Consider the following 13912-nt stretch of genomic DNA (forward strand, 5'->3'; position numbering starts at 1 on the left):
GATGTCACTCAGCCTACCGGCGGACCCGCCGCGCTCCCGGAGCCTCACCGGTGTGGTGGAGCAGTCGATCGCCGCCCTCACCGGCGAATCGGAGTGGTTCGCCCCCGCGCGCAGTGCCATCGTGTTCCTCATCGACGGCCTCGGCTCGCACAACCTCGCCGCCCGTCGCGGCCACGCGCGCTTCCTCGGCTCAGTCGGGGGGCGGCGCGACGTGGCGCGCACCGTCTTCCCCTCGACCACCGCGGCGGCCCTGTCGAGCCTGCTCACGGGCACCGATCCGGGCGTGCACGGCATCGTCGGCTATCGCGCCCGCGTCCCCGGCACCGATCTGGCGCCCAACCAGCTGCACGGGTGGGAGACCGACGGCCTCGACCCGCACACCTGGCAGCGCAGCGAGCCGCTGTTCGCCCGCCACGCCGCCGCGGGGCGCCCGAGCTTCGTCGTGTCCCGCCCGTCGTACACCGGCACCGGCTTCACCGAGGCGACGTTGCGCGGGGCGGAGTTCTTCCCCTCCGACGATCTCGACGAGCGCGTGCGTCTCGCGGCCGACCTGGCGGCGCGGCATCCGGGATCGATCACCTATCTGTACGCCCCCGAACTCGACACCGCCGGTCATCGCGACGGGTGGGAGTCCGACCGCTGGACCGACACCCTCGAGCGGGTGGATGCCGCTGCCCGCCGCCTCGCCGACGGCATCGACGCGCACACGGGCGTGCTGGTCACGGCCGATCACGGCATGGTCGACGTGCCGGCGCACAAGCACGTGCTGCTGCGCGCGGGCGACGCGTTGCTCGACGGTGTCGAGATCGTCGGCGGCGAGCCGCGCATGCTCCACCTGTACACGGCCGAGGGGCGGGCGGATGCCGTGGCCGCGGTGTGGCGCGAGAGCGAGGCCGCACGGGCCTGGGTCATGACCCGCGACGAGGTGATCGACGCGGGGCTCTTCGGCCGGGTCGACGACGAGGTGCGCCCCCGCATCGGAGACGTGCTCGTGGCCGCGCGCGGCCGATTCGCCTACTACGACGACCGCGAGGCCGACAAGCGACCGCAGCGCATGCTCGGTCAGCACGGATCGCTCACCGACGAGGAGCGCACGGTGCCGCTCCTGCGCCTCGGTGCCTTCGCCTGACGCGGGGCCGAGACACGGCATCCGGATGCCGTCGTGCGGATGTCACGCGCGACAGACCGTCGACGGGCACGACCGGTCCCGCGGGTCGGATGTCCGATCCGCAGGACGGCGGGGTGTCAGCTCTCGTCGGAGCGGGCGCCGAAGACGATCTCGTCCCACGACGGCATCGACGGACGGCCCTTCGTGCGTCGGGCGCCATCCGCCTGCGGGCGCTCGGGCTCCGACGTCTTCTCGTCGACGTCGTCGACGTAGCCCGACTCCGCGGCGTCGAACAGCGCCACCGGCGGGGCTGCGGGACGCGGCTCGGGCTCGACCTCGGTGACGCCGGGCAGCGGCTCGCGCTGTCCGCGGCGGCGGCGCAGGGCCTCGAGCAGATCGGCCGTCTCGGATGAGGCGACCGGGGCGTCGGGGGAGCGCTTGATGGCCGCGGCCTGCACGGCCGGAGCGACGGGACCGGTGGCCTCGACGCCCGGCTCGTCGTCGATGTCGAGGCGACGCGGGCCGAAGGCTCCGCTGTCGAAGCGCGAGTCGTCCTTGGTCATGCTGTCGAGGGCACGCAGTCGCGGGATGAGCCCCTCGGGCAGCGAGCCCTGGCGGGACAGCTGGATCGCGTCGGCGTTCTGCGGCGACAGGCTGCTGCGGCGCGGGTCGAAGCTCCAGCGGGCGTCGTGATCGATGCCGTTCGCGGTGAACTCGAGCTTGACCATCCAGCCCGTGCTCTCCTTCCAGCTCGTCCAGCGTTCGGCCGACGCGCCGGCCTCGGCGAGCTTCGCGCGCACGGCGGCGCCGAAGGTGACGGGGGCGTCGTGCTCGAGGGTGCCGCCCAGCAGCACGGGCACGGCGAGGGCCTGAGCAACGACGTGCTCGCGCTCGGCCAGCACCGGGCCCTCGAAGCGCTCGACGTCTTCGACGCGGGCGTTCAGCAGAGTGGCGACCTCGCGCGCCGACATCCCGGAGCGGATGTGCGCCTGGATCTCGCGGGGGCTGGGCCGGGGGGCACGATCGTCGTCGGCGCGGTCACGGCGTGCGCGGCGCGCCTCGGCGCGCAGCACATCGTCGATGGCGAGGGCGAATCGCTCGCCCGCCTGCGTCGCCACGACGAGGACGTCATCTTCGGTTCCGATGACTTTGAGCTGTTCCATACGAAACACCCCTCCGATCTGCGGTCAGGGCCCATGCTGACATGCGCGCCCCGCGCTTTCGGGAATATCGCGGGCGCGCCGCGAGTTTCCCGTCTCGCCAAGACACGCACGCCCACCGGCGAGCATTTGCTTATCGGGATCGGGTCATGCAAACTATGGCCGCCCGATCGGGCACCCGATAGGGCACAGCACCACGAAATCCGGAAGTAGAGACCTGCACGCATGGCAACCGATTACGACGCACCGCGCAAGACCGAGGACGACAGCGAGTCGATCGAGGCCCTCAAGGAGCGCGTGCCCGACAAGGCGTCGGGGTCGATCGACAACGAGGATGCCGACAACCCCTCGGGCTTCGAACTGCCCGGCGCCGACCTTTCCGACATCGAGCTCGATGTCGTCGTCCTGCCCCCGCAGGAAGACGAGTTCACCTGCATGAACTGCTTCCTCGTGAAGCACCGCTCTCAGATCGCCGAAGAGAGCGGCCCCGGCTTCATCTGCCTGGAGTGCGCAGCCTGACCTGAGCGCGCTGGATCGCCGCCACCAGGCGGTCCGGCGTGCGGGTGGACACCACCCACATCGGGGTTGGATCGTCGGGATCGGTCACGGGAACCGTGACGATGCCGTCGATCCCGCCCCGGATCACATGCCACGCCTGATGGTCGAGACCACTCCCACGGGCAGTGCGGGCCTGTTCCGCGACGACGCCGGCGGGAACTCCCAGCAGATCGACGGGAATGTGCGCGCGACCGGCGCGCAACTCCCCGTCGCGCACCTCCACCACGGGCGAGAACGCCAGCAGGGCGACGACGATCGCGACCGACACCACCAGCCCGATGAACAGGGCGAGTGTCGTGTCGAGCGGCGAGAAGACGACGGCGGCCATCGGGCCGCAGACGGCGGCTGCCACCAGCGCCCACAACGACGGACTCAGGCGCTCGCGGTACTCGGCTGCGGTGCGGATGCCGCACCTCCTCTTCTGCATTACCCTCGGGGGGTGACCGAAACGGTGGACGTCCCAATTGTCGCATCCGAGCCCCCGGTCTTCGCCCACCCCGGCGACGCCGGAGCCGACCTGACCGCCGCCGAGGCCGTCCGTCTCGAGCCCGGCCGGCGCGCGCTCGTGTCGACCGGCGTGCGCATCGCCCTGCCCGAGGGATACGCCGCGTTCGTGGTTCCGCGCAGCGGCCTGGCCGCCAAGCACGGCATCACCATCGTGAACTCGCCCGGCACCATCGACGCGGGATACCGCGGCGAGATCAAGGTCGCCCTGCTGAACACCGACCTCGACGAGGCCTATGACATCGCGGTCGGAGACCGCATCGCCCAGCTCATCGTGATGCCCGTCCCGCCCGTGCGTTTCGTCCCCGTCGACGAACTCCCCGACAGCGTGCGCGGCGACGGCGGTTTCGGATCGAGCGGATACCAGAGCTTGCAAGGGAGCACCCGATGACCGACGACGAGTCGCAGACCACCACCACCGCCGCAGACGAGGCGGGCACCGAGCTGGCCCCCGCGATCAAGAGCGCGCCGCTCGACCGCGAGAACGCGGGCCCGTTCGACGAGTCCGAGGCCAACCCCGTGCGCCCCTACATCGACCTGGGCGGCATCAAGATCCTGCCGCGAGAGGGCCTCAACCTTCGTCTCGAGGTCGAGGAGCAGACCAAGCGCATCGTCGCCGTCGGTCTCGACTACGCCGAATCCACGCTGCAGGTGCAGCCGTTCGCCGCGCCGCGCACGAGCGGACTCTGGGAGGAGACGCGCGAGCAGATCCGCCAGCAGGTGAAGCAGCAGGGCGGCCGTGTCGAGGAGCGTGAGGGCCCGCTCGGGCCGGAGCTGCTCGCCGAGGTCCCCGTGGCAGGAGCCGACGGCGCGGGCAAGCGTCTCGCGCGCTTCGTCGGCGTGGACGGACCGCGCTGGTTCCTCCGCGGCGTCATCGGGGGAGCGGCGACCAGCGACGTCGAGGCCGCGGCCGCCGTCGAAGACCTCTTCCGCTCGATCGTCGTGGTGCGCGGTTCGTCGCCCATGCCCCCGCGCGATCTCATTCCTCTCCGGATGCCGTCGACCCCCGGCACGGCATGAGCGACGACTCCGTCCGTCCCGGGCGCGAGGACGACCGCGTCCCCCTCGACCCGCCGTCGGCGGCCGACAGCGTGAGCGCGGCGCTCGGCAACGCCGCGCGCCGCGCGGGCCTCGACCCCGCCAAGCACTCCAGCACCGGCGCGGTCGTCTGGGCGGCGATGGGCGGGGTGCGCGGCATCCTGGAATCCGTTCTGCCGTCGCTGGCGTTCGTCGTGCTCTTCACGGTCACCATCGACCCCGAGACGCGCCAGGGCAACCTCTGGCTCAGCCTGGGCGTGTCGGTGGGTCTCGCGGTGGTCTTCACCCTCGCGCGCCTCATCGCGAAGTCGCCACCCAGCGCCGCGATCGGCGGTCTGCTGGCCACGGTCGGCGCCGCGGTGCTGTCGCTGGTGACCGGCCGCGGGCAGGACAACTTCGTGCTCGGCTTCTTCACCAACGGCGCGTACGGCACCGCCTTCCTCGTGTCGGCGCTGGTGGGCTGGCCGCTGATCGGTCTCGCCGCGGGGTACCTGCTGGGCGAGGGCACGCGGTGGCGCGCCGACAAGCGCAAGCGCCGCGCGTACACATGGCTGTCGATCGCCTGGGCCGCGCTGTTCGCCGCGCGCCTGGCCGTTCAGCTGCCGCTGTATTTCGCGGGAGACGTGACCGCGCTGGGCACCCTGAAGATCGTGATGGGCCTGCCGTTGTTCGCGCCGATGCTCGCCGTGACGTGGCTCGTGGCGCGTGCTCTGCACCCCAGGCGCGAGTCCTGATAATATCTTGACATCAAGATAAATCCGACGCCCTGCGCGGTTAGGTCGACCTTCCTGGTTTCGACCGAGCGGCACGGGGAAGATGGAGAAATGCGGGCCTGAAGCCTGCGCATTCGCCGACGAAGGAGACGATCGTGTCCACGGTTGACAGCTTCGGTGCAAAGAGCACCCTGACGGTCGGCAGCACCGACTACGAGATCTTCCGGGTCGACACGGTCGCCGGTTACGAGAAGCTCCCCTTCAGCCTGAAGGTGCTGCTCGAGAACCTGCTCCGCACCGAAGACGGTGCCAACGTCACCAAGGAGCAGATCCAGGCGCTCGGGTCGTGGGACCCCACGGCCGAGCCCGACACCGAGATCCAGTTCACGCCCGCCCGCGTGGTCATGCAGGACTTCACCGGTGTGCCCTGCATCGTCGACCTCGCCACCATGCGCGAGGCCGTCACCGCCCTCGGCGGCGACCCGAACAAGATCAACCCGCTCTCGCCCGCCGAGATGGTCATCGACCACTCGGTCATCGCCGACCTGTTCGGCAGCGAGAACGCCCTCGAGCGCAACGTCGAGATCGAGTACGAGCGCAACGGCGAGCGGTACCAGTTCCTGCGCTGGGGCCAGACGGCGTTCGACGACTTCAAGGTCGTTCCCCCGGGAACCGGCATCGTGCACCAGGTCAACATCGAGCACCTGGCCAAGGTCGTCTACGACCGTGCTTCGACAAGCTCAGCAACCGGTGAAGAGGTCCTCCGCGCGTACCCCGACACCTGCGTCGGCACCGACTCGCACACCACGATGGTCAACGGCCTGGGCGTGCTCGGCTGGGGCGTCGGCGGCATCGAGGCCGAGGCAGCCATGCTCGGCCAGCCCGTGTCGATGCTCATCCCGCGCGTCGTCGGCTTCAAGCTCAGCGGCGAGATCCCCGCCGGTGTGACCGCGACCGACGTCGTGCTCACCATCACCGACATGCTCCGCAAGCACGGCGTGGTCGGCAAGTTCGTCGAGTTCTACGGCGAGGGCGTCGCCTCGGTGCCGCTGGCCAACCGCGCCACCATCGGCAACATGAGCCCCGAGTTCGGTTCGACCGCCGCGATGTTCCCCATCGACGACGTCACGATCGACTACCTGCGCCTGACCGGCCGCGACGAGCAGACCATCGCGCTCGTCGAGGCGTACGCCAAGGAGCAGAAGCTCTGGCACGACCCCGACCGCGAGCTGGCCTTCAGCGAGTTCATGGAGCTCGACCTGTCGACGGTCGTCCCCTCGATCGCCGGCCCGAAGCGCCCCCAGGACCGCATCCTGCTGTCCGAGGCCAAGTCGCAGTTCGAGAAGGACATCCTCAACTACGCCGACACCTCGATCTCCGACTCGATCGTCGACCTCGAGGTCGACGGCACGTTCCCGGCATCCGACCCGGGTTCGGTCCCGGGTGAAGAGCACGAAGACGTCACCGACAGCGACGTGCTCATCTCGTCGGGTCACCCCGTCAACGCCTCGAAGCCCGTCAAGGTCACCACGCCCGACGGACAGTCGTACCTCCTCGACAACGGTGCTGTCACGCTCGCGGCCATCACCTCGTGCACGAACACCTCGAACCCCTCGGTCATGATCGCGGCGGGCCTGCTCGCCAAGAACGCCGTCGACAAGGGCCTCAAGCGCAAGCCGTGGGTCAAGACGACGCTTGGACCGGGCTCGAAGGTCGTCACCGACTACTACGAGAAGTCCGGCCTCGACAAGGCGCTCGAGGGCCTTGACTTCTACACCGTCGGCTACGGCTGCACCATCTGCATCGGCAACTCGGGACCCCTCATCGAGGAGGTCTCCGAGGCCGTCAACGAAAACGACCTCGCCGTCACGGCAGTCCTCTCGGGCAACCGCAACTTCGAGGGCCGCATCAGCCCCGACGTGAAGATGAACTACCTGGCCTCGCCGCCCCTCGTGGTCGCGTACGCTCTCGCCGGCTCGATGAACTTCGACTTCGAGACCGACGCCCTGGGCAAGGACCAGAACGGCAACGACGTCTTCCTGAAGGACATCTGGCCCGCTCCCGACCAGGTGCAGACGATCATCGACGCGTCGATCTCGCGCGAGCAGTTCATCCAGCAGTACGCCACGGTCTTCGAGGGCGACGAGCGCTGGAAGAACCTGCCCACCCCGACCGGCCCGATCTTCGAGTGGGATGCCGACTCCACGTATGTCCGCAAGGCTCCGTACTTCGAGGGCATGACCATGCAGCCCGACCCGGTGCGCGACATCACCGGTGCGCGCGTCATGGCGACCCTGGGCGACTCGGTCACCACCGACCACATCAGCCCGGCCGGCAACATCAAGGCGGGCACCCCCGCCGCGCAGTACCTGATGGAGCACGGCGTCGCGCAGAAGGACTTCAACTCCTACGGCTCGCGTCGTGGAAACCACGAGGTCATGATCCGCGGCACCTTCGCCAACATCCGCCTGAAGAACGAGATGGTCGCCGCCGTCAACGACGGTCAGGTCATCGAGGGCAGCTGGACGCGCGACTTCACGCAGGCGGGCGGCCCGCAGACGTACATCTACGACGCGAGCCAGAACTACCAGGCGCAGGAGACCCCGCTGGTCATCTTCGGCGGCAAGGAGTACGGCTCCGGCTCGTCGCGTGACTGGGCGGCCAAGGGCACCAAGCTCCTCGGCGTGAAGGCGGTCATCACCGAGAGCTTCGAGCGCATCCACCGCTCGAACCTCATCGGCATGGGCGTCGTCCCGCTGCAGTTCCCCGCTGGCGAGAGCTGGAAGTCGCTGGGCCTCGACGGCACCGAGATCATCTCGATCGAGGGGCTCGAGCAGCTCAACGAGGGCGTCACCCCCAAGACCGTGAAGGTCACCGCCGAGCCGAGCGAGTTCTCGCCCGAGGGCAAGCAGACCATCACGTTCGACGCCGTGGTCCGCATCGACACCCCCGGTGAGGCCGACTACTACCGCAACGGCGGCATCCTGCAGTACGTGCTGCGTTCGCTGGTCTGATCCACGCACGACGGTGCCCCGGGAGCCTCGAGCTCCCGGGGCACCGTCGTTCGCGCAGAGAGTACACGGCGGCCGAACGCAAGCCGTTGCCGGGCCCGCAGCAGCCCCGGAGACTAGAATCGACCCGTACGCGCGCCCCCGCGCGCACCGCACGAGAGGAGTCGTATGGCTCTCCTACCCGGTATCCATGGACCGCGCGACCTCGACGCGCTGAACCCCGATCAGCTGCGTCAGCTGGCCGCCGAGGTCCGGTCCTTCCTCGTCGAGAACGTCGCCCGCACCGGCGGGCACCTCGGTCCGAATCTGGGCGTCGTTGAGCTGACGATCGCCCTGCACAAGGTCTTCGACTCGCCCTCCGACCCGATCATCTTCGACACGGGACACCAGTCGTACGTGCACAAGATGCTCACCGGGCGCCAGGACTTCTCGCTGCTGCGCTCGCGTGGCGGCCTCGCCGGCTACCCGCAGCGCTCCGAGAGCGAGCACGACGTCGTGGAGTCGTCGCACGCCTCCAGCTCCCTCAGCTGGGCCGACGGCGTCTCGCGCGCCTTCAGCCGCACCGGTCGCCGTGACCGTCACGTCGTGGCCGTCGTCGGAGACGGTGCCCTGACGGGCGGCATGACCTGGGAAGCACTGAACAACATCAGCGACGACAACGACCGCAACCTCGTCATCGTCGTCAACGACAACGGTCGCTCGTACGCCCCGACGATCGGCGGCATGGCGCGCTACCTCAACCGCGTGCGCACGAACGAGGCGTACCGCACCCTCCATCGCGGCTCCGACACGCTCTTCCGCCGCCTCGGGCCCGCCGCCCGCGCGGTGTACCGCGGCGTCCGCGGCGGCACCCACGGCTTTTTGTCGCGCTTCACGAACAACGAGGCGCTCTACAGCAACCTCGACATCAAGTACCTCGGACCCATCGACGGCCACGACTTCGAGTCGCTCATCGAGACGCTCGAGCTGGCCAAGTCGTACGGCGCCCCGGTCATCGTGCACGCCATCACCGACAAGGGCAGCGGCTACGCCCCGGCGATGAGCGACGAGGCCGACCAGTTTCATGCGGTGGGCAAGATCGACCCGATCACCGGCGAGGCCCTCGGCTCGGGCGGCGGTCTGCAATGGACCGACGTCTTCGCCGAAGAGCTGGTGAAGGTCGGCTCCGAGCGCAGGGAGATCATCGCGATGACCGCGGCGATGCTCCGCCCCACCGGTCTGCAGCAGTTCGCCGAGCGCTTCCCCGAGCGCGTGTACGACGTGGGCATCGCGGAGCAGCACGCCGTGGCATCCGCCGCCGGTCTCGCCTTCGGCGGCCTGCACCCGGTCGTGGCGATCTACGCGACGTTCATGAACCGCGCGTTCGACCAGGTCATGATGGACGTCGCCCTCCACAAGGCCGGCGTCACGTTCGTGCTCGACCGCGCCGGGGTCACGGGCCCCGACGGTCCGAGCCACCACGGCATCTGGGATCTCGCGATGCTGCAGCTCGTCCCCGGCATCCGCATCGCCGCTCCGCGCGACGCCGCTCGCCTGCGCGAGGTGTTCCGTGAAGCGACCTCGGTCGAAGACGGTCCCACCGTGGTTCGCTATCCCAAGGGCAAGGTCAACGACGACGTCGAGGCCGTCGAACGCCTTCACGACGGCGTCGACGTGCTGAGCCGCGGCTCGAGCGAAGACGTGCTGCTGGTCGGCATCGGCCCGATGGTGCACCTCGCCCTCGAGGTCGCCGAACGGCTGAAGGCGCAGGGGATCGGAGCCACGGTCATCGACCCCCGTTGGGCGATCCCCGTGCAGCCCTCGATCGTCGAGCTGGCGCGCGAGCACCGCCTGGTGATCACGATCGAAGACGGCATCCGCGTCGGCGGCGTCGGCACACGTGTGCGGCAGGTGCTGCGCGAGGCGGGCGTCGACACGGCCGTCGACGAGCTCGGCATTCCCGACGAGTTCATCGACCACGCCACGCGCGAGCAGATTCTCGACGACGCCGGCCTCACGGCATCGAAGATCGCCCACGACGTGGTGGCGCAGGTGCTCGGCACGCGCATCCCCATGGCGCGGCAGACGCCGACCGGCTCGATCCCCACGATCGAGCAGTGGGAGAAGTCGCGCCCGTAGGCCCTTGATCGACGCGAACAGGCCGGGATGCCAACATCCCGGCCTGTTTCACGTCTCGGGCCCCACATCACGGCGTCACGAGAACAGGGCGGTGCATCGAATACAGGACGATACGCCCGCAAACGCCCTGTTCTCGTCGCGCCGCCTGTTCTGATGACCGGACGGCGGGCGAGCCCCGCCGTCACGAGAACAGGGGAGAGCACCGAGAACAGGCAGAAATCGCCGCAATCGCCCTGTTCTCGTCGCGCCGCCTGTTCTGGTGACGCCCGCACGAACGACGGCGGCGCCGCCCCCTCGGGGACGGCGCCGCTGTCGTTTCGGGGGTCAGGCCCCGATGCCGCGGATGGGCGGGTGGTGGAACGTGTCGCCGAAGGCGCGCTCCGATGCCCCCTCGCGGTCGAGGTAGGGCGAGGCCCCACCGTCGATGAAGGGCCAGCCGGCACCGAGGATCAGGCACAGGTCGATGTCCTGCACCTCGGGGACCACGCCCTCATCGAGCATGATCTTGATCTCCTCGGCGAGGCCGTCCTGCACGCGGGCGAGGATCGTCTCGGGCGCGACGGGCGTCTTGCCGGTGACGAGCACCTTCTGCGCAGCTTTGGTCCAGCCGGTCACCCGGCCGCCCTTGTCCTTCTCGACGACCTCGGGCAGGGCCGCGAGCTCGTGGAAGTTCTCCGACGAGAAGAACCGGTCGGGGAACGCGTGCGCCATCGTGTCCTGCACGTGGGCGGCGACCTTCCAGCCGACCAGGTCGATGAGCTGGAACGGCCCCATCGGCAGACCGAGGGGCGCGAACGCCTTCTCCACCACCGTGATCGGTGTTCCCTCGTAGACCGCGCGAGCGGCTTCCCCCATGACCTTGGCGAGCAGGCGGTTCACGACGAACCCGGGTGCGTCGGCGGTCAGCACGGCGTTCTTGCCGAGTCCCTTCGCCACGACGAAGGCGGTGGAGAGAGCGGCGTCGGATGTGGCATCCATCTTCACGACCTCGATGAGCGGCATGACCGCGACGGGGTTGAAGAAGTGGAAGCCGACCAGGCGCTCCGGGTTCTGCAGCACCGAGCCGATCTCGGCGACCGAGAGCGACGAGGTGTTCGTGGCGAGGATCGCGTCGTCGGCGACGATCTTCTCGATGGCCGAGAAGACCTCCTGCTTGACGCCCACCTCTTCGAACACGGCCTCGATGACGAAGTCGCAGTCGGCGAACTCCGACCGGTCGGTCGTTCCGTGCACGAGGGCGCGCAGCTGGTTGGCCGTGTCGCCGTCCAGGCGGCCCTTGGCCTCGAGCTTGCCGATCTCGTCTCGAATGGATGCCACGCCCTTGTCGACCCGACCCTGATCGAGGTCGGTGATGATCACGGGCACCCGCAGCTTGCGCACGAACAGCAGCGCGAACTGCGAGGCCATGAGGCCGGCGCCGATGACGCCGACCTTGGTGACCTTCTTCGCGAGCGCCTTGTCGGGGGCCCCGACCGGACGCTTGGCGCGCTTCTGCACGAGGTCGAAGGCGTACATGGATGCCGCGAACTGGTCGCCCGTGATGAGCTCGGCCAGCGCTTCGTCTTCTCGCGCGAAGCCCTCGGCCTTGGTGCCGCTCTTCGCCTTGTCGAGCAGGTCGAGCGCGACGTAGGGGGAGCGGGGCACGGTGCCGATCTTCGACTCGAGCATGCCGCGGGCCATCTTGATCGCGATGGGCCACTTCGTCAGACGCTCGAGCTTGCCAGGCTCGTTCTTGCGCTCCACGCGCAGTCGACCGGTGAGCACGCCGTCGGCCCACCGCAGCGAGTCCTCGAGGTAGGAGGCCGCCGGGAAGATGGCATCCATGATCCCGAGGTCGAACGCCTGCTGGGGCTTGAGCATGCGGTTCTGCTTGAGCGGGTTCGAGATGACGACCTCGAGCGCGTTCTCGATGCCGATGAGGTTCGGGAGCAGGTAGGCGCCGCCCCAGCCGGGGATGATGCCGAGGAACACCTCGGGCAGCGCGACCGCCGCGGCCGAGGAATCGACGGTGCGGTAGGTCGAGTTCAACGCGATCTCGAGACCGCCGCCGAGGGCGAGGCCGTTCACGAACGCGAACGAGGGCACGCCGAGCTCCGACAGCGAGCCGATCACCTGGTGACCGCGCTGCGCGATGAGACGGGCCACGTCTTTCGAGGGCAGCTTCGCCACGTCGGACAGGTCGGCACCCGCCGCGAGGATGTACTGCTTGCCCGTGATCGCGACCGCGTGGATCTCGCCCTTCGCAGCACGCTCCTTCAGCGTCTCGAGCGTCTGCCCGAGCTCGGCGAGGGTCGCGGGTCCCAGCGTGTTGGGCCGGGTGTGGTCGCGCCCGTTGTCGAGCGTGATCAGCGCGAGCACGTTGCCCGAGGGCAGCCGCACGTCGCGAACGGGGGAGTGGGTCACCACCTCGTCGCCGGTGAGGGCGTCGAGGGGCGTGAAGTCGATCGAGGTGTAGTCGGTCACTTGCGCTTCTTCTTTCCGTCGAAGAACGGGTTCTCCCAGATGACCGAGCCGCCCTGGCCGAGACCCACGCACATGGCGGTAAGGCCGTAGCGCACGTCGGGACGCTCGGCGAACTGAGCGGCCAGCTGGATCATGAGACGGACTCCGGATGCCGCGAGCGGGTGGCCCAGGGCGATGGCACCGCCCCAGGGGTTCACGCGCGGGTCGTCGTCGGCGATGCCGAAGTGATCGAGCAGCGAGATCACCTGGATGGCGAAGGCCTCGTTGAGCTCGAACAGGCCGATGTCGTCGATCGTGAGCCCGGCCTTCTTGAGGGCCTTCTCGGTCGAGGGGATCGGTCCGATGCCCATGATCTCGGGCTCGACGCCCGCGAACGCGAACGAGACCATGCGCATCTTGGGCGCGAGGCCGAACTCCTTCACGGCGCCGGCGCCCGCGAGCAGGCTGATGGTCGCGCCGTCGGTGAGCGGCGACGACGTACCGGCCGTGACCCGCCCGTGCGGGCGGAACGGCGTCTTGAGCGTCGCGAGGCCCTCGACGGTGGTCTCGGGCCGGCGTCCCTCGTCCTCCGTGGCGAGGCCCCAGGCGCCCTCGGCGTCCTTGACGGCGACCGAGACCAGGTCGGGCTGGATCTTGCCCGCCTCGTAGGCGGCCTGCACCTTGTGCTGGCTAGCGGCGCCGAAACGGTCGGCGCGCTCCTTCGTGAGGTGCGGGAAGCGGTCGTGGATGCGCTCGGCGGTGACGCCCATGTTCAGCGCGCCCGGGTCGACGAGCTTCTCGGCCACGAAGCGCGGGTTGGGGTCGACGTTGCCGCCGATGGGGTGACGGCCCATGTGCTCGACGCCGCCGGCGAGGGCGAGGTCGTACATACCGACGCCGATCGACGCGCCCATCGTGGTGACGCTCGTCATGGCGCCGGCGCACATGCGCTCGATCGCCAGCCCCGGCACGGTCATCGGCAGACCCGCGAGGATCGCCGCCGTGCGTCCGAGGGTCAGTCCCTGGTCACCGGTCTGCGAGGTCGCGGCGATCGCCACGTCGTCGATCCGGTCCTTGGGCACGTCGCCGTTGCGTTCCATCAACCCGATGATCGCCTTGACCACGAGGTCGTCGGCGCGGGTGTTCCAGTACATGCCTTTTTCGCCGGCGCGCCCGAAGGGGGTGCGCATTCCGTCGACGAAGAAGACGTCCGTCATCTCGGCCACTCTGCCTCCATAGTTTGGGATGACCCCAGCCTAG

11 protein-coding genes are annotated in these 13912 nt (G+C 69.3%); 7 read left to right on the top strand and 4 right to left on the bottom strand.

Annotated features, from left to right (window positions below):
- Position 1: 1 nt before the first annotated feature.
- Entirely contained in the window at positions 2-1129 is a 1128-nt protein-coding gene (locus ABXS86_RS02590; protein WP_353665523.1) for an alkaline phosphatase family protein, read from the top strand.
- A 116-nt stretch (positions 1130-1245) separates the two neighbouring features.
- Here ABXS86_RS02590 and sepH read toward each other — a convergent pair whose 3' ends face one another.
- The gene (gene sepH, locus ABXS86_RS02595; RefSeq protein ID WP_353665524.1) at positions 1246-2271 is read right to left on the bottom strand and encodes a septation protein SepH; all 1026 of its coding nucleotides are present in this window, start codon (positions 2269-2271) and stop codon (positions 1246-1248) included.
- A 222-nt stretch (positions 2272-2493) separates the two neighbouring features.
- On the opposite strand from sepH, the gene ABXS86_RS02600 reads away from it, so the two are divergent.
- Positions 2494-2787: a DUF4193 domain-containing protein gene (locus ABXS86_RS02600; RefSeq protein ID WP_056231545.1), complete on the top strand. Its 294-nt coding sequence runs from the start codon at positions 2494-2496 to the stop codon at positions 2785-2787.
- On the opposite strand, the gene ABXS86_RS02605 is transcribed toward ABXS86_RS02600, so the two are convergent.
- The gene (locus ABXS86_RS02605) at positions 2762-3253 is read right to left on the bottom strand and encodes a DUF3093 domain-containing protein (RefSeq protein WP_353665525.1); all 492 of its coding nucleotides are present in this window, start codon (positions 3251-3253) and stop codon (positions 2762-2764) included. The two genes, ABXS86_RS02600 and ABXS86_RS02605, sit on opposite strands and share 26 nt — an antisense overlap.
- Before the next feature lie 12 nt (positions 3254-3265).
- Between ABXS86_RS02605 and dut the strand changes: the two genes are divergently transcribed.
- The 5 genes from dut (at position 3266) to dxs (ending at position 10210) form a co-directional block, all read left to right on the top strand.
- Complete coding sequence (dut, locus tag ABXS86_RS02610) at positions 3266-3721, top strand: dUTP diphosphatase (protein ID WP_186325527.1); 456 nt, start codon at positions 3266-3268, stop codon at positions 3719-3721.
- Positions 3718-4350, top strand: coding sequence for a DUF3710 domain-containing protein (locus tag ABXS86_RS02615; RefSeq protein WP_307211122.1), 633 nt, complete (start codon positions 3718-3720; stop codon positions 4348-4350). The genes dut and ABXS86_RS02615 overlap by 4 nt, the downstream gene beginning before the upstream one ends.
- Positions 4347-5102, top strand: a complete 756-nt coding sequence (locus tag ABXS86_RS02620) for a DUF3159 domain-containing protein (RefSeq protein ID WP_353665526.1) — start codon at positions 4347-4349, stop codon at positions 5100-5102. The genes ABXS86_RS02615 and ABXS86_RS02620 overlap by 4 nt, the downstream gene beginning before the upstream one ends.
- A 134-nt stretch (positions 5103-5236) precedes the next feature.
- Positions 5237-8095: an aconitate hydratase AcnA gene (gene acnA / locus ABXS86_RS02625; RefSeq protein ID WP_353665527.1), complete on the top strand. Its 2859-nt coding sequence runs from the start codon at positions 5237-5239 to the stop codon at positions 8093-8095.
- A 165-nt stretch (positions 8096-8260) separates the two neighbouring features.
- The gene (gene dxs / locus ABXS86_RS02630; RefSeq protein ID WP_353665528.1) at positions 8261-10210 is read left to right on the top strand and encodes a 1-deoxy-D-xylulose-5-phosphate synthase; all 1950 of its coding nucleotides are present in this window, start codon (positions 8261-8263) and stop codon (positions 10208-10210) included.
- A gap of 324 nt (positions 10211-10534) precedes the next feature.
- On the opposite strand, the gene ABXS86_RS02635 is transcribed toward dxs, so the two are convergent.
- Together ABXS86_RS02635 and ABXS86_RS02640 are read right to left on the bottom strand one after the other, a co-directional pair.
- Positions 10535-12673, bottom strand: a complete 2139-nt coding sequence (locus tag ABXS86_RS02635; protein WP_353665529.1) for a 3-hydroxyacyl-CoA dehydrogenase NAD-binding domain-containing protein — start codon at positions 12671-12673, stop codon at positions 10535-10537.
- On the bottom strand, positions 12670-13878 hold the full coding sequence (locus ABXS86_RS02640) for a thiolase family protein (RefSeq protein ID WP_144785045.1): 1209 nt from the start codon (positions 13876-13878) through the stop codon (positions 12670-12672). Before ABXS86_RS02640 ends, ABXS86_RS02635 begins: the two co-directional genes overlap by 4 nt.
- Between the last annotated feature and the right edge of the window lie 34 nt (positions 13879-13912).

This window comes from Microbacterium sp. che218, assembly GCF_040436305.1.
Taxonomy (GTDB): domain Bacteria; phylum Actinomycetota; class Actinomycetes; order Actinomycetales; family Microbacteriaceae; genus Microbacterium; species Microbacterium algihabitans.

Coding starts and splice junctions, on each gene's coding strand:
- ABXS86_RS02615 (WP_307211122.1), top strand. CDS start 3,718: ATGACCGACGACGAGTCGCAGACCACCACCACCGCCGCAGACGAGGCG.
- ABXS86_RS02590 (WP_353665523.1), top strand. CDS start 2: ATGTCACTCAGCCTACCGGCGGACCCGCCGCGCTCCCGGAGCCTCACC.
- dxs (WP_353665528.1), top strand. CDS start 8,261: ATGGCTCTCCTACCCGGTATCCATGGACCGCGCGACCTCGACGCGCTG.
- ABXS86_RS02605 (WP_353665525.1), bottom strand. CDS start 3,253: ATGCAGAAGAGGAGGTGCGGCATCCGCACCGCAGCCGAGTACCGCGAG.
- ABXS86_RS02620 (WP_353665526.1), top strand. CDS start 4,347: ATGAGCGACGACTCCGTCCGTCCCGGGCGCGAGGACGACCGCGTCCCC.
- ABXS86_RS02600 (WP_056231545.1), top strand. CDS start 2,494: ATGGCAACCGATTACGACGCACCGCGCAAGACCGAGGACGACAGCGAG.
- sepH (WP_353665524.1), bottom strand. CDS start 2,271: ATGGAACAGCTCAAAGTCATCGGAACCGAAGATGACGTCCTCGTCGTG.